The sequence below is a fragment of the Fundidesulfovibrio agrisoli genome (genome assembly GCF_022808715.1).
Classification (GTDB): Bacteria; Desulfobacterota; Desulfovibrionia; order Desulfovibrionales; family Desulfovibrionaceae; genus Fundidesulfovibrio; species Fundidesulfovibrio agrisoli.
This window is the reverse complement of the sequence record NZ_JAKZKX010000007.1, coordinates 61148-80933: the sequence shown is the minus strand read 5'-3', so window position 1 is coordinate 80933 and position 19786 is coordinate 61148. Positions and strand designations below refer to the sequence as shown.

The 19786-nt window shown below is 65.3% G+C and carries 16 protein-coding genes; 10 read left to right on the top strand and 6 right to left on the bottom strand.

All coding sequences use genetic code 11. From position 1 onward, the window contains the following. Positions 1–5 precede the first annotated feature (5 nt). The 4 genes from MLE27_RS07210 (at position 6) to MLE27_RS07195 (ending at position 5758) form a co-directional block, all read left to right on the top strand. Positions 6–686, top strand: coding sequence for a flagellar hook assembly protein FlgD (locus tag MLE27_RS07210; protein ID WP_243311388.1), 681 nt, complete (start codon positions 6–8; stop codon positions 684–686). Between the two features lie 39 nt (positions 687–725). Beyond that, a complete protein-coding gene (locus MLE27_RS07205) occupies positions 726–2363 on the top strand; it encodes a flagellar hook protein FlgE (protein WP_243311387.1) in 1638 nt (545 codons plus the stop codon). 240 nt (positions 2364–2603) lie between these two features. Beyond that, the gene (locus MLE27_RS07200; protein WP_243311386.1) at positions 2604–4634 is read left to right on the top strand and encodes a DUF7024 domain-containing protein; all 2031 of its coding nucleotides are present in this window, start codon (positions 2604–2606) and stop codon (positions 4632–4634) included. A 230-nt stretch (positions 4635–4864) separates the two neighbouring features. After that, positions 4865–5758, top strand: coding sequence for a flagellin N-terminal helical domain-containing protein (locus MLE27_RS07195; RefSeq protein ID WP_243311385.1), 894 nt, complete (start codon positions 4865–4867; stop codon positions 5756–5758). A gap of 86 nt (positions 5759–5844) precedes the next feature. On the opposite strand, the gene rnc is transcribed toward MLE27_RS07195, so the two are convergent. After that, on the bottom strand, positions 5845–6576 hold the full coding sequence (rnc, locus tag MLE27_RS07190) for a ribonuclease III (protein ID WP_243311384.1): 732 nt from the start codon (positions 6574–6576) through the stop codon (positions 5845–5847). A 25-nt stretch (positions 6577–6601) separates the two neighbouring features. Between rnc and MLE27_RS07185 the strand changes: the two genes are divergently transcribed. The 5 genes from MLE27_RS07185 to MLE27_RS07165 all read left to right on the top strand — a co-directional run bounded on the left by MLE27_RS07185 (position 6602) and on the right by MLE27_RS07165 (position 15389). Next, the gene (locus MLE27_RS07185; RefSeq protein ID WP_243311383.1) at positions 6602–8719 is read left to right on the top strand and encodes an acetate--CoA ligase family protein; all 2118 of its coding nucleotides are present in this window, start codon (positions 6602–6604) and stop codon (positions 8717–8719) included. Between the two features lie 139 nt (positions 8720–8858). Beyond that, positions 8859–9923, top strand: a complete 1065-nt coding sequence (locus MLE27_RS07180; RefSeq protein ID WP_243311382.1) for a phosphotransacetylase family protein — start codon at positions 8859–8861, stop codon at positions 9921–9923. A 158-nt stretch (positions 9924–10081) separates the two neighbouring features. After that, positions 10082–10480, top strand: coding sequence for an Hsp20/alpha crystallin family protein (locus tag MLE27_RS07175; RefSeq protein ID WP_243311381.1), 399 nt, complete (start codon positions 10082–10084; stop codon positions 10478–10480). Between the two features lie 67 nt (positions 10481–10547). Next, a complete protein-coding gene (locus MLE27_RS07170; RefSeq protein WP_243311380.1) occupies positions 10548–13040 on the top strand; it encodes a Lon protease family protein in 2493 nt (830 codons plus the stop codon). Between the two features lie 345 nt (positions 13041–13385). After that, entirely contained in the window at positions 13386–15389 is a 2004-nt protein-coding gene (locus MLE27_RS07165) for an ATP-binding protein (RefSeq protein WP_243311379.1), read from the top strand. Positions 15390–15524: 135 nt separating this feature from the next. Here MLE27_RS07165 and MLE27_RS07160 read toward each other — a convergent pair whose 3' ends face one another. Genes MLE27_RS07160 through MLE27_RS07145 form a run of 4 tightly spaced genes read right to left on the bottom strand, consistent with a single transcriptional unit; the run spans position 15525 to position 18431 of the window. Further along, positions 15525–16739, bottom strand: a complete 1215-nt coding sequence (locus tag MLE27_RS07160; RefSeq protein WP_243311378.1) for an MFS transporter — start codon at positions 16737–16739, stop codon at positions 15525–15527. A 60-nt stretch (positions 16740–16799) separates the two neighbouring features. Next, on the bottom strand, positions 16800–17273 hold the full coding sequence (rnhA, locus tag MLE27_RS07155; protein WP_243311377.1) for a ribonuclease HI: 474 nt from the start codon (positions 17271–17273) through the stop codon (positions 16800–16802). Then, entirely contained in the window at positions 17260–17760 is a 501-nt protein-coding gene (locus tag MLE27_RS07150; protein ID WP_243311376.1) for a TPM domain-containing protein, read from the bottom strand. Before MLE27_RS07150 ends, rnhA begins: the two co-directional genes overlap by 14 nt. Next, positions 17757–18431, bottom strand: coding sequence for an ABC transporter ATP-binding protein (locus MLE27_RS07145; protein ID WP_243311375.1), 675 nt, complete (start codon positions 18429–18431; stop codon positions 17757–17759). Before MLE27_RS07145 ends, MLE27_RS07150 begins: the two co-directional genes overlap by 4 nt. Before the next feature lie 93 nt (positions 18432–18524). Here MLE27_RS07145 and MLE27_RS07140 point away from each other — a divergent pair, with 93 nt between their 5' ends. Further along, positions 18525–19100 (top strand): arylesterase, encoded by a 576-nt coding sequence (locus tag MLE27_RS07140; RefSeq protein WP_243311374.1) that lies wholly within the window; start codon positions 18525–18527, stop codon positions 19098–19100. Between the two features lie 132 nt (positions 19101–19232). Here the strand turns inward: MLE27_RS07140 and MLE27_RS07135 are convergent, their stop codons facing one another. Beyond that, positions 19233–19748 (bottom strand): GNAT family N-acetyltransferase, encoded by a 516-nt coding sequence (locus MLE27_RS07135; protein ID WP_243311373.1) that lies wholly within the window; start codon positions 19746–19748, stop codon positions 19233–19235. Positions 19749–19786 lie beyond the last annotated feature (38 nt).

Genomic DNA, 19786 nt, shown 5'->3' with positions numbered 1-19786 from the left:
ATCCGATGAGCACTTCCGCAGTTTCAGCCACCGGCAGCAGCCTGACCCAGGCCGCTGGCAGCTCCAAACAGCTCGGCAAGCAGGACTTCCTGAACCTGCTGGTGAAGCAGCTCCAGTACCAGGATCCCCTCAACCCCATGGACGACAAGGACTTCGTGGCCCAGCTGGCCCAGTTCTCAAGCCTTGAGCAGCTCACCAACATCAGCTCCGGCATCGACGGCCTGATCCAGGCCCAGGGCCGCCAGGAGATGATGAGCGCGGTGGGCTTCATCGGCAAGGAAGTGAAGGCCTCGGGCGACACGCTCTCCAAGACCGGCACGAGCGTCAGCAAGCTTTACTACACCATCCCGGGCGACGCGGCCTCCGTGACCATCAACGTCATGGACGCCAGCGGCAACATCATCCGCAGCACGCCCCTGGGCGCGCAGACCGCGGGCGAGCACGCCTACAGCTGGGACGGCAAGGATTACAACGGCAAGACCGTGGACGACGGCTACTATTCGATAGGCGTCACCACGGCCAAGGTGGACGGCACGTCCATGATGGTGAGCACCTGCGTGACGGGCATCGTCAGCGGGGTCACCACGGACTCTTCCGGCCAGTACGTCCTCTCCACGACGGACGGCAGGCAGGTGCCCTTCACGGACATCAAGGGGATCGTCACTCCCGCGGCCTCGGCCTCGTAGCGGGCAGAATTTTCCGGCAGCAGATTTCGGAGGTGGAATATGGGTCTCTCGACTTCAATGTGGGCGGGCGTCACCGGCCTCATGGCCCACGGCGAGAAGATGGGCGTCATCGGCAACAACCTGGCCAACGTGAACACGGTGGGCTTCAAGTCACAGCGCATGGACTTTGAAGACCTGGTGTACGCCAACATCGGCACCGGCGTGGGCACCAGCCAGCTGGGCCAGGGCGTGCGCCCCGAGGCCATCTTGGGCGACTTCTCCCAGGGCGGCTTCGAGACCTCCAACGAGGTCACGGACATGGCCGTCTCCGGCCAGGGCTTCTTCACCGTGCGCGACCGCAACAACCAGGCCACCTACTACACCCGCGCCGGCAACTTCCGCTTCGACCAGAACGGATTCCTGACCGACCCCAACCACTACACCGTGCAGGGCTGGCAGGTGGACACCCTGAACCTGCGCGCCGAGCGGGCCAACGGCCAGACCGTGACCAAGATCCCCACCAGGGGCTCCGTCACCGACGTCCGGCTGGACACCCTGGCCCTGGCCGCCCAGCCCACGGACAACGTCACCGTGGTCACCAACCTGGACCCGCGCACCGGCAGCAAGTCCACCGCCACGACGAATCCGGCCTTCTCGCTCTTCCAGAACTACCGCTTCAACCCGACCCGCCCGCAGGACTCCCCCCTGCCGGACACCGCCTTCGGGTTCCAGACCACCATCAAGGTCTACGACCAGCGCGGCGGCTCCCACAACCTCACGGTCTACTACGACAAGATCTCGGACGTGAACGGCAAAGAGTACTGGGAGTACATGGTCACCACCGATCCCACTGCCGACGGCCGCACCTTCACCGTCAACGGCCAGCCCGTGAACATGGCCTCCAACGCCCACGCGGGCGTGCTGATGATCGGCACCATGACCTTCTCAGATTCGGGCGCCCTGGAGAACCAGACCGCTTTCACGCTCAACAACAACGCGATCACGGGCAGCGTCAGCGACCTCTCCAACTGGACCCAGGCCCGCATCTCGGGCTCGGGCTACCCGGTGTTCACGGCCAACTTCCGAAGCGTCTCGGGGGCCAGCGTCACCACGGCCTCCAACGCGGTGAGCATGTCGCTGAACTTCGGCATCCGCAGCGCCTCCACCCAGTGGAACGCCTCCGCTGCCACGGACGCCTCGCAGATCGGCTTCAACTTCCTCACCAACTCGCCGCTGCTGCAGGGCTTCGTGCCCTCCACGCTCACGCGCAACAACCTCTCCACCACCAACTACGAGGCCTCGTCCTCCAACCTGTACCTCTCGCAGAACGGCTATCCCCCGGGAACCCTGCAGAGCATCAGCGTGGACAGCGACGGCGTGCTCTCGGGCCACTTCTCCAACGGCCAGGTGCAGGAGCTCTACGTCATCGCGCTCACGGACTTCTCCAGCCCCTGGGGCCTCAAGCGGGAGGGATCAAACCTCTTCTCCCAGACGCGCGAGTCGGGCGACGCGGTGACGGGCAGGGCCAACACCGGCCGCCTGGGCGCCGTGGCCAGCAACTCCCTGGAGACCTCCAACGTGGACATGGCCCGGGAGATGGTTCAGATGATCCAGACCCAGCGCGGCTTCCAGGCCAACTCCAAGATCATCACCACGGCCGACTCCATGCTCTCGGAAGTCATCCAGCTCAAGCGCTAGCCCGGCTAGGCAGAAAATGCAGCCCCCCTCCCGGCACGCCCGGCAGGGGGGCTTCTGCGTTCATGGGAGGGCGCAGCCGTGACTCCCGGCGCTCTTGAAGGGCGTCGGCTTATGCCCTAGGCTCCGGGGATGACTTCCTCTCCCGCCGGGCCCGGCCTTTCCCAACCTTCCACTTCCCATGGCGGAGGATCAGGCTCCCTTTTCCGCACGCTCCTGCTCCTGGCGGCCCTGGCGGCGGGGTTGTACTCCCTGTTCACGCCCGGGCGCATACCGGGCGACCTGGGCGACAGCCGCTTCAACATGTACATCCTGGAGCACGGCTGGCGCTGGCTCACGGGGCAGGCCCCGTCCTTCTGGTCCGCGCCGTTCTACTATCCCGCGCCGGATGTCACGGCCTATTCCGACAGCCACCTGGGCACGCTGCCCTTCTACGCCGCGCTGCGCTGGGCGGGCCTGGGGCGCGAGGCCGCGTTCCCGGCCTGGATGGCGCTGTGCTCGGCGTTCAGCTTCTTCGCCTGCTACGGCGCGCTGCGCAGGCTGGGCGCGGGCCTGGCCGGGGCCGCGGCCGGGGCCTGGGTCTTCGCCTTCGGCCTGCCCGTGGCCGGGCAGCTCAACCACGCCCAACTGCTCCCGCGCTTCTGCGTTCCGATCGCCTTCGCCGCCTGGGCGGCCTTCCTGCGGGGCGGGGCAGCCGGGCCGCTGGCCCTGGCCCTGGGGGCGCTGGTCTGGCAGACGTACTGCGGCATCTACCTGGGCTATTTCCTGGGGTTGTGCCTGGGCCTGATGACGGCGGCCCACCTGCTTGCGGGCGGCGGCGAGCCCGCAACCGCCTGGCGCGCCGGGTTCGCGGCGCGGCTGGCGGTCATCAGCGGGGGCTGGCGGGGGCTTCCGGCGCGCCTCGCCCTGCTGCTGGCCGCCGGGGCGGCGCTCGTCCCGCTGTTCGCGCCCTACATCCGGGCGTCCCGGGCTCTTGGAATGCGCCAGGCCTCCGAGATCGAGGCCATGCTGCCGCGCCTGCTCTCCTGGTTCAACGCGCCGCAGAGCCTCTGGTGGTCCTGGGCGACGGATTTCAGCTCCCGGCTGCCCCTGGCCCACGAGCACCCGCTGTTTCCCGGGCTCGCCCCCCTGCTGGCCCTGGCGGCCCTGCCGCTGCTGGCCCTGATCGGGCGGGACTCCCTGGCGCGGCGGGCCATGCCCTTCTGGTGGTGCTTCGCCCTGGCGGCCATCCTGACGCTGCACGCGGGCGGGCACAGCCTGTACATGCTGCTGGTTTCGGCCGCGCCGGGAGTCGGGGCCATCCGCTCGGTGACGCGCATCGCGCTGGTGCTGCTGTTCCCGTTGGCCGTGGCCCTGGCCGTGGGCGTCACCGCGCTGGAGCGGCGGCTTCGCCAGCGCGCAGCGGCGGGCTCGCGATTCTCGGTCGTTCTCGTCGCGGCCCTGGCCGGCCTTGTCCTGTTGGAGCAGGCGCACCTGCCGCTGGCCTCCTATTCCCTGGCCGAGGCCAGAGCCAGGCTGGAGGCAGTGGAAAGCGGCTTCGGACCCGCAAGGCCCGATTCCGTGCTCTTCCTGGACGCGGCGCGCGCCCCGGGCGAGCCCTTCTACGTCGTGCAGCTCGACGCCATGCTGGCCTCGCAGGACATGAACATCCCCACGGTCAACGGCTACAGCGGGCACTTCCCGCCGGGCTACCCCGAGGACCTGTTCCTGCTGCGCGGCGACGTTCAGGGGGGGCTTGAGCGCTGGGTCTGCCTCCACGGCGGCGGCCGCCTCATGGGGCGCATGCTGCCGCCCAGGGGCGCGGGATCAGCCGCCGTTCCCACGACCGAGGCGGCGGAGCAGGGCGGGGATGCGCCGTGGCGCGCGGATCTGACAGGAGGATGCTTTCCCCCCGAGGTGGACGCGGCGGTGGGCTTCTCCCAACCTGAGCCCCAGGGGCGCTGGACCGACGCCAACCTGGCTCCCGAGGCCACGATCATCTTCTCGCGCCCCCTGCCGCCCCGCTTCGAGCTGGTGCTGGAGGCCAGGCCCTACGGCCCCAACGCGGGCAGGCCCGTGGCCGTGCGCGCCGGAGGCGTGGAGCGCGAATACGTCTTCGGCGACGCCGGGGGATATCAGGCCGTGGCCAGGCGGTTCGTCACGGAGGGCGGCCTGCGCGAAATCACGATCATCCCCCCGGCTCCGGCCAGCCCCGCCCAGCTGGGCGCAGGGCGGGACACCCGCAGGCTCGGCCTGAGCATCAAGGCTCTAGAGGTCCGCCCGGCAGGCCGTTGAAAATTCCCCGGTTCGGGCCGTCTTCCGGGGCGCGCTTTTCTTGCCGCGTGGGCGTCGGAAAATCACCGCCGCGAGGGGGCAAGTTTGGCCTCAAGGACCCCGGAACGCGGAAAAAAATCCCATGCCAATTTTCAATATGCTGCAATTGCAGCATAAATTCGTTTTGGCACGGATGAAGCATAAGGAGGACAACAACAAGGAAAGTTGCCTTACCACAAGGAGGTAATCCCATGTCCCTGGTCATCAATCACAACATGATGGCGATGAACGCCTCTCGAAACCTCAACAACTCGTACGGCAAGCTGTCCGTAGCGACCCGCCGCTTGTCGTCGGGCCTGCGCGTGGGCACCGCCGCCGACGACGCCGCGGGTCTGGCCATCCGCGAGCTCATGCGCGCGGACATCGCGTCCGTGAACCAGGGCGTGCGCAACGCCAACGACGCCATCTCCATGATCCAGACCGGCGACGGCGCGCTCCAGGTCGTGGACGAGAAGCTCATCCGCCTCAAGGAACTGGCGACCCAGGCCTCCACTGGCACCTACACCTCGGACCAGCGCCTGATCATCGACTCGGAATACCAGGCCATGTGCTCGGAAATCACCCGAATCGCCAGCGCCACCAACTTCAACGGCATCTACCTGCTCAACGGCAACCTCTCCAGCCCCACCCACGACGGCACCGGGCTGAACCCCACGGGCAAGATCAAGATCCACTTCGGCTCCGGCAACTCCAGCGCCGAGGACTACTATTTCATCAGCATCGGCAACGCCACCGCATCCGGCCTGGGCATCGGCATGTCCGCCGGCGCGGGCAAGGCCGGCCGCTCCATCTCCACGCAGGATCTGGCCCAGAAGGCCCTGGCCGCGCTGTCCAACGCCATCGTCTCCAAGGACAAGATCCGCGCGAACCTGGGCGCCACCCAGAACCGCCTGTCCAACACCATCCAGAACCTGCAGATCCAGGCGGAAAACCTGCAGGCCGCCGAATCGCAGATTTCGGACGTGGATGTCGCCACCGAAATGACGGAGTTCGTCCGTCAGCAGATTCTCACGCAGTCCGCGGTCGCGATGCTCTCGCAGGCCAACAGCCTGCCCAAGATGGCCACCCAGCTGCTGCAGGGCTAGCCATCCTGACGCCGATAGCGTGATTGACGGGACCAGGGGGGGCGGAGCCGGGAGTGGCTCCCACCCCTGGCCTGCATCAAACCGGATTATTCCGGCCCTGATTTTTCCGGCCCCTGATCTTTTTGGCCCTGATTATTCTGGTAGGATTCGAGCGCCATGCGCGCCGCGTTCTGCTCGGCCTTCTTCACGCTGGCCCCAGTGGCCAGAAGCGTCCCGCCTTCGGGGAGCACAAGCTCCACCTCGAACACCTTCTCGTGCTCCGGGCCGTGGCTGCCCAGCAGCCTGTAGATGGGCCGCGAGCGGTGGCTCTGCTGGGTCAGCTCCTGCAGCCTGCTCTTGTAGTCGCGCACCTTGGGCTGCTCCACGCCTTCGGGCCAGCGCTGGGCGAACAGGCGGCGCACCACGCCCCGGGCGGCCTCGAAGCCGCCGTCCACGAACACGGCCCCCAGAACCGCCTCGAAGGCGTCGGCCAAAAGCGAGTCCCGGCTGCCCCCGCCCTGGGACTGCTCGCCCTTGCCCAGGTACACGAAGGAGTCCAGACGGATCGCACGGGCCATCTCGGCAAGGCCCGGCATGCTCACCAGCCGTGCGCGAAGCTTGGTCAAAGCTCCTTCCGGAGCATCTGGAAAACGGTTGAAAAGTTCCTCGGAAACGGTAAGCTCCAATACCGCATCACCCAGGAATTCCAAACGTTCGTTGTGGGTGCAGCCCTGCTCGTTGGCGTATGAGCTGTGGGTGAGGGCGGTAGTCAACAGCTTGACTTGCCCAAAGCGATAGGAAATACATTCCTGAAGGCTATCCAACGCATCTTCCGTCATTACAATGCCTTCCTTCGGCGGCCGCATGGAACGAAACGACCATTTGCTCTCCCTTCTCCAACCCCGGACCGTGGCGGTCGTCGGGGCCTCGCGCACTTCCGGCAAGATCGGGAACGTGGTCGTGGCCAACCTGCTCTCCGCCGGGTATCAGGGGAAAATTTTTCCGGTCAACCCCTTTGCCGATGAAATCCTGGGCGTCCCGGCCCTGCACGCCATCGAGCAGTTGCCCCACGGCATCGACCTGGCCGTGGTCTGCCTGCCCCGCGAGCAGCTGGCCCCCACCCTGGAACGCCTCGGTGGCGTGGGCGCGCGCAGCGTGTGCGTCACCTCCACGGGCTTCAAGGAGGTGGGGCGCGAAGGCTACTACTTCGAGATGGAGGCCGTGGAGGTCTGCCGCCGGCACGGCATCGCCATGCTCGGCCCCAGCAGCCTGGGCCTCTACAACGCCGCCCTGAACTGCAACGCCCTGGGCGTGCCCGCCGCGCCCGCGCCCGGCAACATCGGGTTCTTCACCCAGTCCGGGTCGCTGGGCATGGCCATCCTGGACGCCACCGCGGGCAAGGGGGTCGGTTTCTCCCATTTCATCAGCCTTGGCAACAAGGCCGTGGTCAATGAGACGGACGTCATCCGCTACCTCAAGGACGACCCGGCCACCAAGGTGATCCTGGGCTACGTGGAGAACATCGAGGACGGCCAGGCCTTCCTGCGCGCCGCCCAGGAGGCCACGCTTGAAAAGCCCGTCATCATGATAAAGTCCGGCGCGACGCCCGAGGGCGCCCGCGCCGCCTCCAGCCACATCGGGGCCATGGCCGGCTCCGAGGACGCCTGCCAGGCCGTGTTCAGCCAGTCCGGCATCATGCGGGTGGGCGGCCTGCGGGAGATGTTCAACCTCGCTGTGGCCTTCTCCAGCCAGCCGCAGCCCGACGGGCCCAACATCTGCGTGGTCACCAACTCGGGCGGCGCGGGCATCCTGGCGGCCGACGCCCTGGTGCGCTCGTCGCTGGTGATGGCCCCGCTGCGCGGCCAGACCGTGGACGAGCTCAAGCGCTTCCTGGCGAGCCACGCCTCCTTCTACAACCCCGTGGACATCCTGGGCACCTCCGACGCCGAGACCTTCGCCAAGGCCCTCGCCGCCACCGCGCAGGACCCGCTGGTGCACATGCTCCTGCCCGTGGTCACCCCCAGCTGCCACGCCGACCTGGAGCAGGTGGCCTGGGCCATCGCCCGGCAGGCCAGCGAGTGCGCCAAGCCCGTGGCGGCCTGCTTCCTGGGCGACGCGGCCACGGCCCCGGCCCGCGAGGTGCTGCGCAAGGCGGGCGTGCCCTTCTACAGCTCCCCGGAGGACGCGGTGAGCGCCCTGGACGCCCTGTTCAGGCACTCCGAGTGGATGAAGCGGCCCCTGCCCGTGGAAATCTGCTACATGTCCAACACGTTCCAGGCCAAGGACGTGCTGGCCAAGGCCAAGTCCAGGGGCTTCTCCGAGCTGGTGGAGTTCCAGGCCATGGACGTGCTCAAGGCCTACGGCCTGCCCGTGCCCAAAACGGTGCTGGCGCGCACCTCCGACGAGGCGGCCCAGGCGGCCAAGACCATCGGTTACCCCGTGGCCCTCAAGATCGCCTCGCCCCAGATCGCCCACAAGTCCGACATGGGCGGCGTGGTGCTGAACATCAAGGGCGAGGCGGACGTGCGCCGCGCCTTCATGGACGTGACCAACCGGGCAAGCCGCATCAAGGAGGCCTACGTCATGGGCTGCGTGGTGCAGCAGATGGCGCCTCCCGGCTCCCGCGAGGTGTTCGCTGGCTTCAAGCGCGACCCGCAGTTCGGCCCCTTGGTGATGTTCGGCCTGGGAGGGCTCTACGTGGAGGTCCTCAAGGACGTCTCCAGCAGGCTGGCCCCGCTGTCGCTCCTGGACGTGGGCGAGATGGTGCGCGAGATACGCACCTACCCCCTGCTGCGCGGCGTGCGCGGCGAGCCGCCCGTGGATTTCCGGGCCATCGAGGATGTTTTGTTGACCCTTTCGCAGATAGCGGTAGATTTCCCGGAGATCGTGGAGTGCGACTTCAACCCGATCATGGCCCATCCGGGCGGGGCGTTGGTGGTGGACGCCCACTTCATCCTGGGCAGGCGATCGAACGGCGACTGAAATCGCCCGGGACCAGCCCGGGCCATGGCCGCTTCCGGGCGGCCCTAACCAGCGGATTCAAGCAATGGCCCTCCCGCCGGAGGCCGGTGAGCGTGCGGCTCGCGGCGGGATCACAGTGACGCAAGGTCGGGGAGGCAGCATGGCTGGCATCTACGTGGGTTCCACTTCCGGTTATTCCGGCAAGAACATGGTCATCATGGGCCTTGGGCTCAAGTTCCAGAAGGAAGGCTTCAACGTCGGCTACTACAAGCCCGTGGGTGCCATGCCCAAGGAAGTGGCCGGGAAGCTGGGCGACGACGACGCCAACTTCGTCCAGGGCGTGCTGGGCCTCGAGGAGGACCCCTCCGAGGTGACGCCCGTGGTGGTCACGCAGGATTTCAAGGTCAAGGCCTTCTCCGGCCAGTGCCCTGACCTGATGGAGATCATCGTCAAAGGCTACGAAAAACTTTCCGCCGGCAAGGACGTGACCCTGGTGGCCGGCTCCGGCTCCATGTACTCGGGCACCTACTGCAACGTGGACGGCGTGAGCGTGGTCAAACGCCTGAACATCCCGGCCATCGTCATCGACCGCTTCCAGAAAGAGCTCAACTACGACTACCTCGTGGTGCTCAAGGAGACGCTCGGCGACAACCTGCTGGGAGTGATCCTGAACGACATCACCCCCAACTTCCTGGACGAGGTGGAGTCGCTCATCGTGCCCTTCCTGAACCGCAAGGGCGTGCGCGTGCTCGGCATCATCCCCAAGGACCCGCTCATGGGCGCCATCAAGGTGGCCGACCTGGCCGAGCGCCTGGGCGGCAAGGTGATCTCCGCCCAGCACAAGGCGGAGCGCATCGTGGAGAGCTTCCTCATCGGCACCATGCAGGTGGAGAACTTCCTGACCCACTTCCGCAAGAACAAGAACGCCGCCGTCATCGTGGGCGGCGACCGCTCCGACGTGCAGCTGGTGGCCCTGGAGGGCGACAGCCCCTGCCTGGTGCTCACCGGCAACCTCTACCCCAACGACATCATCCTCACCCGCTCCGAGGTGCTGGAGATACCCATCATCGTGGTGCGCGACGACACCTTCTCCGTGGCCAAGAAGATGGAGACCATCCTGCAGCGCCACAAGCTGCGCGACATCATCAAGATCAAGCAGGGCGCGCAGCTGGTGAGCTCCAACATCGACTTCGAGTTCATCAAGAAGGGCATCGGGCTGAAGTAGCCCCGGCCTCCCGCAGCCTCTTCCGGCCCCGGCGCGCACGCGCCGGGGCTTTTTTTGTCGCCATAAACCCAGCCTCTTGGTATATGGGGCGAAAGTACCTTCCCGGCCTTTCCGGCCCGCCTGGGCCGTGCGGCGAAACCCCTTCCGGAGGCGCGACAATGCCCGACCTCATTTCCTGGGGAACCACCGAGCTCGCCAAGCTCAAGGACGACATGGACAGGCGCTTCTGCGCCCTCTTCGAGGATTTCGGCCTGCCCAGGGCCGTGTGCCCCGAGGGCGGCATGCACCTGGAGGCCGTCGGCGACGACTGGCTCGTCACCTGCCCCCTCTCCGGGTTCGAGCCGGAGGAGGTGGCCGTGAGCGTCACCGGCCGGGTGCTCTCCATTTCGGCCGCCCGGGAGCGGGGCGGTGGCGGCAGCCTGCGCATGGCGCGCGAGCTGACCCTGCCCTTCGCAATCGAGGCGGCCGAGGCGGGCTTCTCCGGCGGCACGCTCACCGTTCGCCTGCGCCGCCAGGGGCTCCCCCCCGTCCGCAGCATCCCAGTCCGCAAGAGCTAGGCCCGGCAACCCACGCGAGCCGCCGGGGCCACGGCGGGCGGCGTCGCCAACTCCACCGGAGCGCACCATGACCGCGACCTCACCATATTTCGAAGTACCCCCGGAAAGCCTTCGCTGGAGGCTCGACCCGGCTTCCCTCGCTTTCGAGACCACCGCGCAGCTCACCCCCCTGGACGCCGTCATCGGGCAGGAGAGGGGCCTGGAAGCACTGGGCTTCGGCATGGACATGCTGCGTAAGGGCTACAACGTGTTCGTCACGGGCGACCCCGGGCACGGGCGGCTTTCCGCGGTCAAAAAGCTGCTCCAGGAGAGGTCCAAGGCCGACCGCATCCCCGACGACCTTTGCTACGTCAACAACTTCAAGCGCCCCGAGGCCCCGGTGCTGCTGCGCTTCAAGGCCGGGCTGGGCTCGGTGTTCAAGAAGGACGTGCACGAGTTCCTGGAGCGCCTGAAAAAGGAGATCCCCCAGCTCTTCGAGAGCGAGGAGTACATCGCCCGCAAGAACGAGATCATCGAGCTCCACGAAAAGAAGGTCATGGAGTTCTACAAGGCCGTGGAGGAGAAGGTCAAAAACACCGGCCTGGCCATGGTGCGCATGGAGGTGGGGCCATACACCCGGCCGGACGTGCTGCCCGTGGTGGACGGCGAGCCCAAGCGCATCATCGACCTGGAGGCCATGGTGGCCAACGGCCGCTTCCCCAAGGACGAGTTCGAGCGGCTGCGGGCCAAGCGGGCCGAGGTCAAGGAGGATGTGGACCACATCGTCCAGGAGGTGCGCGACCTGCAAAAGGAGGTGGACCGCAAGCTGGAGGATGTGGACAAGATCATGTTCCGCACCATGGCCACCGACCTCCAGGGCCCCCTGCGCGAAGCCCACCAGGACCCCAAGGTGCGCGCCCACCTGGAGGCCATGGTGGAGCACATGGTGGACAACCTGGAGGAGATCAAGACCATCGGGGCCAAGCCCCAGGGCATGATGCCCGGGATGCCCTTCTCCGCCCCGTCCCCCGAGGCGGTCCTGCACCCCTACGACATCAACCTCCTGGTGGACAACGCCGAGCAGGCCGGGCCGCCCGTGGTCATCGAATCCTACCCCACCTACCGCAACCTCTTCGGCGGGGTGGACCGCGTGGTGGGCCCCTACGGCGGATGGCAGACGGACTTCTCCAAGATCACAGCCGGGGCGTTCGTCAAGGCCAACGGCGGCTACCTGGTGCTCAACCTCATGGACGCCATCATGGAGCCGGGCGTCTGGCAGACGCTCAAACGTTCCCTCAAGACGGAGAGCATCGAGATACAGACCTACGACCCGTTCTACTTCATCTCCGGCACGGGGCTCAAGCCCGAGCCCATCGACATGGAGGTGAAGGTGGTGGTGCTCGGGGACGAGCGGCTCTACCAGCTGCTGCGCTACTACGACCAGGACCTGCCCAAGATCTTCAAGGTCCGGGCGGACTTCTCCCGCACCATGGACAAAACCGGGACCGCCGTCACGCAGATGGCCCGGTTCATCGCCGGGGAGGCGGCCGAGCACAAGCTGCGCCCCTTCACGGCCGGGGCCGTGGCCGTGGTGGTGGAGCACGCCGTGCGCATGGCCGGGCGCGTTGAGAAGCTCTCCACGGCCTTCCCCCTGCACACCGACCTGCTCTGCGAGGCCGACCTCTACGCCAAGCGCGCCGGGTCCGACACCGTGCAGGAGGAGCACGCCCGCGAGGCCCTCGCCGCGCGCATCGGCCGCCTGAGCCGCATACAGGACATCCTGCGCGAGATGATCGCCCGTGGCAGCCTCTTCGTGGACGTGGACGGCGCGGCCGTGGGCCAGGTCAACGGCCTGGCCGTGTACAGCATGGGCGGCCACGCCTTCGGGATGCCCTCGCGCATCACGGCGACCACGGCCATGGGCCGCGAGGGCATCATCAACATCGAGCGCGAGGCCGACCTCTCCGGCCCCATCCACAGCAAGGGCATGCTCATCCTGGCGGGCTACCTGCGCCGCAGGTTCGCGCAGGACAGGCCCCTCTCGCTCACGGCCAGCATCGCCTTCGAGCAGGCCTACTCCGGCGTGGACGGCGACTCGGCCTCCTCCACGGAGCTCTACGCGCTGCTCTCCAGCCTCTCGGGCGTGCCCCTGCGGCAGGATGTGGCTGTGACCGGCTCCGTGAACCAGATGGGGCGCGTGCAACCCATCGGCGGCGTCAATGAGAAGATCGAAGGCTTCTTCCTCTGCTGCAAGGATCGCGGCTTCACCGGCATGCAGGGCGTGATGATCCCCAAAGCCAACCTGAAGGACCTCATGCTGCGCGAGGAGGTGATCGAGGCCGTGCGGGAGGGCCAGTTCCACATCTGGGCCGTGGCCAGCATTGACGAAGGCGTGGAGGTGCTCACCGGCGTTCCCGCCGGGGAACGCGGCAAGGACGGCAAATACCCCGAGGGCAGCGTGAACGCCCTGGCCGACGCCCGGCTGAGGCAACTGGCCGAAGGGCTGAGGGATTTCGCGCAGGAAGGGGAGAAGGACAAGAAGGACAAGAGTAAGAAGGCTGAGCCTAAGAAGGATAAGTAAGAGGAGATACAGGAAAGCGCGGGGCCTAACCCAGCGCTTTCCTTCCCCTTCATGTCCCCCGTGAGCGGGCTAGGCGCTTTAGGATTTGTAACCGCGCTGGTTTTCGTGAGCCTGGGGAATAAATAGATAATGGCGTTAGTTCTGGCGGGGATGGAAACGCTAGAGCTTTTTCCATTACGGACTGGTGGTGGGGGGTCGAAAAACCGACAAACCAGTCCTTTCCATTTTTTTAATCATAGAATATCGTTGGAGAAGTGTTGTCGGCAATGCTGGACCATGCAGCTTGTAGCATGTCAGGTCAGTAGAGAATCCCGGTAAGTTAGGGGACATGCGGGGTGTTTGATCATGAGTAATGTCAATATCAAGCGGGCAGTTGAAAATATTCGCGCTAATACGACCGCCTACAGTCCCGTCATCGAGATGATTGTAAATGGTATTCAGGCCATCGACGAAACCGGAAGAAATGATGGCAAGGTGATCGTGCACGTACAGCGTAGCCGCCAAGTCGAGTATGACGGTAGCCTTCCGGAGATCGTGGGCTTCGACATTGTGGATAATGGCGTGGGCTTCAACGAAGCTCACCGCAAGTCCTTCGATACTTTATACACAGATCTTAAGATTGCGGAAGGCGCTAAAGGGTTTGGCCGCTTTATCAGTCTCAAGTATTTTGAGGACGTGCATGTCAAGAGCGTCTATCGCGATGGGGACGTGTTCAAGTTCCGTAGTTTCTCAATGGGCAAGGAGCACGATATCATCGTTCGCGAGAAGATTGGCCCGTCCAAGGAGATCAACACCGGATCGACAGTATCCCTTGTCGGCCTTAAGGGCGGGCGTGGGTTCGACAAAAAGCTACCAACAATTGCCCGTATCCTTGTGGAGCATCTTCTCCCATACTTTATCACGCAGGACTATGTTTGCCCTGATATTGTTCTTGCAGAACAGGATGGCAGTGACGAGATTCACCTCAATGATTTCGTTATCAACCAGTTGTCTGCCGTCATTTATGAGATCGGTATAGAGGGCAAGGAATTTACTCTTAAAGCGCATGAATCTGACGAAGTATTTTCTGTCCGCGTCTTTAAACTGTTTTCTCCGCGCAACCAGAAAAGTAAGGTCAGCTTGGTTGCGCACAAACGGGAAGTATCTGGTTCGTTGATTCACAAATACATTCCAGAGTTTGAAGACGAGTTTGTTGAGAGAGGTGGAGCTAGTGAAAACGACCGTGATCGGAACTACATCGTCAGAGCTTATGTGTTCGGAGCTTACCTAGATCGGCATGTCTCTTTGGAACGTGGCGGGTTCGAGTTTCAGATGGAAAGAGATCTCGTCTATGGCATTGCGCAGAGCCAGATAGAACAGTGCGCCGCATTGATTGCACGAAAGGCGGTGGGCGAGGATATCACTTTGCGACAGCAGCGCAAGAAGGAACGTGTACAGTCTTATGTAGATGAAGAAGCGCCTTGGCACAAAGCACTTTTAGAGAGTGTTGACTTGAGTAGTATGCCGTATAATGCTTCAAAAGAAGATATTGAAGTGCGTCTTCAGAAGGAAAAGTTTTGGCAGGAGGTTGCAATCCGTAAAGATGTCGCAAGGCTGCTAGCTGAGAAGAACTTCGAGAAAACGCATGAGCGAGTGACAGAGATCGTCGAAAGGGTTTCTGGCACAAGTAAGAACGACTTGATTCATTACATCGCGATGCGACGTGCTATACTCGATATCTTTGGCAAGAGTCTGGAAACGGACGAGTCCGGTGCATATTCTTCTGAAGGCGTTGTACACGATATAATCTTTCCGCGCAAAGGCGACTCTGATGCAACGCCGTTTAAAGATCACAATCTTTGGATTGTCGATGAGCGTTTAAATTTTACGAAATGGGTGTCATCAGATATCCCTCTCAACGGGACGAACACGGATCGCCCAGATCTTTTAGTTTATAACAAGCGTGTACTATTCCGTGGTGACAATGAAGCGAGCAATCCAATCGTAATCTTTGAATTCAAAAAGCCGCAACGTGATGACTTTGTAAACCCATCTTCGCGCGAAGATCCGGTGCAACAAATTGTCAGATATGTGAATGAGATCCGTGATGGTAGGTATAAGACGCCAGAGGGTCGTAAGATGCTTGTAGCGGACAATACGCCGTTCTATGGATATGTGGTGTGTGATCTGACTCCCAAGGTAGAAGTTTGGCTACATCGCGAGAAGGACTTTAAGCCCATGCCCGACCGGATGGGGTGGTTTAATTGGATGGGAAACATCAACCTTTACATTGAGGTTGTCAGTTGGGACAAAGTTCTGAGAGATGCTAAAATGCGTAATCAAATATTCTTTGAGAAGCTTGGAATATAACGGCAAGGCTGTCTTGAACCAATTCAGCTTGTTCGTCGGCATCTAGTGACGTAACCGTTTTAAATAGAATATAAAAAGCGGGACGCCCGCCTGGGCGGGTGTCCCGCTTTTAGCTCATCGAGGCGCTCTCCCCCCTCACCCCCGCATCTTCCCCCTCAGCGGCAGCGTCAGCGGCACGGCCAGCATGACCATCGCCGCCACCAGCTTCACGGAAAGCTCCACCCCGATCATGTCGCTCAGCGCCCCGTAGATCAGGGGCGCAACGGCCCCGGCCCCGATGGTCCCTGTATAGAAGCAGGCGAAGGCCCGGCCGCGCGCCTCCTGCTCCACCAGCTCCGGTACGCTGCCGTAGAGGATGGAGGACGTTCCGTTGAGCACCACGCCCAAGAGCGGGCACACGCCCAGGGCCAGCCAGAGCGGGGAGGCGGTCTCCAGGTAGATCATCAGCGCGGTGGCCGCCTCGGTGATGATGACCGAGCGCAGGATGCCGACGCGCGAGGCAACCATGCCGCAGAGCAGCTTCCCGGCCGCTCCGCCCGCGAAGATCAGCCCCAGGGCCAGGCCCAGGGTGGGCATGTCCGCGCCCTTGTCGCGCAGCACGAAGGGCAGAAAGGTCAGAAACCCCATGCGCGTGGCGCTGTCCAGGATGCCGATCACGGCCATGGACCAGAAGGGCAGGCCCAGCCCATTCCGGGCGCGGTCGGCGGCGGCGGGCTGTCTGGCCTGAATCGCGCCACTAGAATCGGGGCCGGAACCGGTGCCGCGCATCACTAGGAACATGAATGCGCCCAGCAGCGCGGCCCCGCCCGATATGCCGCGCATGGCCGCGGGCCAGCCCCAGCTCGCTATGAGCAGCGCGGCCACGGCCGGAAAGAGCAGTTTGCCCAGGTCGCCGGTGAAGTTGTAGGCGCTGAGCGCGTTGCGGGATGCCTTGCCGGTGTAGGCCTGGGCGATGGCCGAGGCCCCCACGGGGTGCTGGGCGCTGGCCCCCGCCCCGCCCAGGATCAGCAGGGCCCAGAGCGCGAGCGGCGTGGCGGCGAAGCTGGTGCAGAAGAGCAGCAGGCTGGTGAGCACAGTGCCGCCCGCCAGGGTGGTGCGCACGCCCAGGCGCGCGGCCAGCGCCCCGGCCGGAATCTGTAAGGCCGCCAGCGTGCCGGAGAACAGCGTCTTGAGCAGTCCCACCTCGGAGAAGCTCAGGGCGAAGAGCTGCTGCCAGACCGGGAAGAACACGTAGAGCATGTCCGTGAGGCCGTCCTGGACGATGTGCGCCAGGCAGGCCGTGGAGAGCACCTTGAAACGGGCCGGGTTGACGGCGGGCTGACCGGGAGCGTCTGGTGAATCTGCGGACATGCCCTGCATCCTTTGCGGAGGGGGGAGGGATGGGGCCGGCGGTGGCCAGCCCCGGCGGTTCTAGTTCACGTAGCCCTCATCCACGGCTTGGGGCCGGGCCTGGGCCGCGCGGCGGGCCAGCTCGTCGCAGCGCTCGTTCTCGGGGTGGCCGTTGTGGCCGCGCACCCACTCGAACTTGACGCGGTGCTTGGCCAGCAGGCCGTCCAGGCGCATCCAGAGGTCGCGGTTCTTCACGGCGGTCTTGGCGGCGGTGCGCCAGCCGTTGCGCTTCCAGTTGGCCAGCCAGCGCTTCTCTATGGCGTCGCGCACGTACATGGAGTCGGTCACCACGCGCACGTCGCTGGCGGCCTCCAGGGCCTCCAGGGCCACGATGACGCCCAGTATCTCCATGCGGTTGTTGGTGGTGAGCTTGTAGCCCCCGGAAAACTCCACGTCCTGCCCGCCCCGGGTCAGGATGGCGCCGTAGCCGCCGGGCCCGGGGTTGCCCAGGCAGGCCCCGTCGGAGTGGATGATGACTGTCTCAGCGTTGGTCACGTAATGCCTCCAGTATGGCGAGCACGCCGGCGTCGAGCCCTTCGGGCCAGGCCCCGGCGGCGAGGTAGGCGTCGAAGTATCCGCTCGCGAGGCTTTGGGCAAGCTCCGGGGGCAGGGCCTTGGCCAGCAGGGGCGGCAGCTGGACCACGGCGGCGTTGGAGGCGGTGTCCAGCCCGATGAAGAGCGTCTTGGGGTCGGGCGCCGGGGCGGCGACTGTGCCTGGGCGCACCACGATTGCGAGGTGGACGCCGTAGGCCTCGCGCAGCGCCGAGGACGCTTCGCGCAAGAGGGCCAGGCGCTCCGGGGGGAGCTGGCCGGTCTCGTCGGAAATGGCCTCCTGGGCCTGGAGGCGCGTGGCCACGTTCTCGAAATGTTTGTTGAATCCCCAGAGCGTGCCCAGTACCACCAGCCCCAGCAGGGCCAGCCGGGCCAGGGTTGGGCGCATCCCGATCCGTGGCGGAGTGGAATCGAGGTCCAGCCGGGTCACGGATGGTCCGAGAGCACGCCGTCCTCCATGCGGGCGGTGCGCCCGCAGCGGGCGGCCAGCCCCATGTCGTGGGTGACGAGCACCATGGTCGCGCCGGATTGCCGCGCCAGGTCGAAGAGCATGGAGACCACCATCTCGCCGGTCTCGTGGTCCAGGTTGCCGGTGGGCTCGTCCGCCAGGATCAGGCGCGGGTTGTTGACCACGGCCCGGGCCAGGGCCACGCGCTGCTGCTCCCCGCCGGAGAGCTGCGCCGGGTAGTGCGTGAGCCGCCCGCCCAGCCCCACGCGCGTGAGGGCCTCGGCGGCCAGGCGCATGGCCTCGGGCTTGCGGGCGAACTCCAGGGGCAGGGCCACGTTCTCCTGCGCGGTCATGGCCGGGGCCAGGTGGAAGCTCTGGAACACGATGCCCACGTTCTCCAGGCGGAAGCGGGCCAGGTGGTCCTCGTCCAGGCCGGAGAGCTCCAGCCCGGCCACGCGCACCTGCCCGGAGCTGGGCTTCTCCAGCCCCGCCAGGAGCATGAGCAGGGTGGTCTTGCCCGCGCCCGAGGGGCCGACGATTGCCAGATGTTCCCCGGCCTTGGCGTGCAGGCTGGCTCCCCGCAGAATGTTGACCGGCCCTGCCTGGCTCGGTAGGGTGAGCGTAACGTCGGAAAGTGCGATCAAGTCGTCCATGGGCCCTCATGGCACGACAGGCGCGGGGATGGCAACGTGTACGCGAAATGTCTGGGATTTCTGTCCCTTGTGATATGTCTGCTGGGAGGCTTCATGGACGTTCAGGCCAAGGCCCTGACAATCGCCGCCCTGGGCGACAGCCTGACCGCCGGGTTCGGGCTGCCGGGGGGGCAGTCCTTCACGGCTGTTCTGGAGAAGGAGCTGCGCGCGCGCGGGCGCGACGTGGCGGTGGTGAATTTCGGCGTCTCCGGGGACACCACCGCGGGCGGCGTGTCGCGGGTGAAGTCGGTGCTGGCTTCGTCACCGGACGGGGTGATCCTGGAGCTCGGGGCCAACGACGGCCTGCGCGGCCTGGACCCGGCCCAGGCCGAGGCCAACCTGGACAGGATCATCGCGGCCTGCAAGGAGCGCGGCGTGCCCGTGCTGCTCATGGGCATGAGGACGCTTTCGGGCATGGGCAAGCGCTACGGCGAGGAGTTCGCGGCCATCTACCCCAGGCTGGCCCAGAAATACGGCCTGACGCTCTATCCGTTCTTCCTGGAGGGCGTGGCGGGCGACCCGGCGCTGAACCTGCCGGACGGCCTGCACCCCAACCACGAAGGAATCCGGGAGATCGTGCGGGGCACGCTGCCGACAGTGGAGAAGTGGCTGGATACGATTGGGAAGTGATGTGTGACGGGATTCTGTTGAGAAACGGAGATGGATTTCAGCGGCTTGCACCATCTGGTGCAAGCCGCATTTGCTCGTTTTCAGCAAGGGACTCCCGGCGATCCGGGAGCACCGAATGCGGCTGAACGCGCCCTAGTGCCCGCCCGCGTCGAACGCCTCATGGGCGGCGATATCGCCCTGGGGCGGGTTGCCGCCGAAGCTCACCGCCAGCACGTATTGCCCCGGCACGCCGGGGTAGCCCAGGCCGGGCAGGCTTAAGAACCCGAAGCGCGCGTAGTAGCCCGGATCGCCCACCAGCACCACGCCGGAGGCTCCCGCACCGCGCATCCTGGCCAGCGCCTCCCTCACCAGGGCGGAGCCCACGCCCCGGCCCTGCATTTCCGGCAGCACGCCCACCGGCCCCAGCAGGAGCCAGCCTTCCTCGTCCTGCCCCACGGCGGCGGGCGAGAGGGCGATGTGCCCCACGGCCTGCCCATCCAACTCGGCAAGCAGCGAGAGCGTGAGCGCCCCCGAGGCGCGCAGTTTTTCCACGATATGATGCTCGAACGGCCCGGCTCCGGGCGGATGCCTGGGGTGCCCCTTGAAGGCGGCGTACTGGATTTCCGTGATGCGGGGCGCGTCCCCGGGTTGTTCGTCCCTGATTCGCATTGCGGCGCTCCTTGTGCGCGGACGTTCGGTGGGCCGGC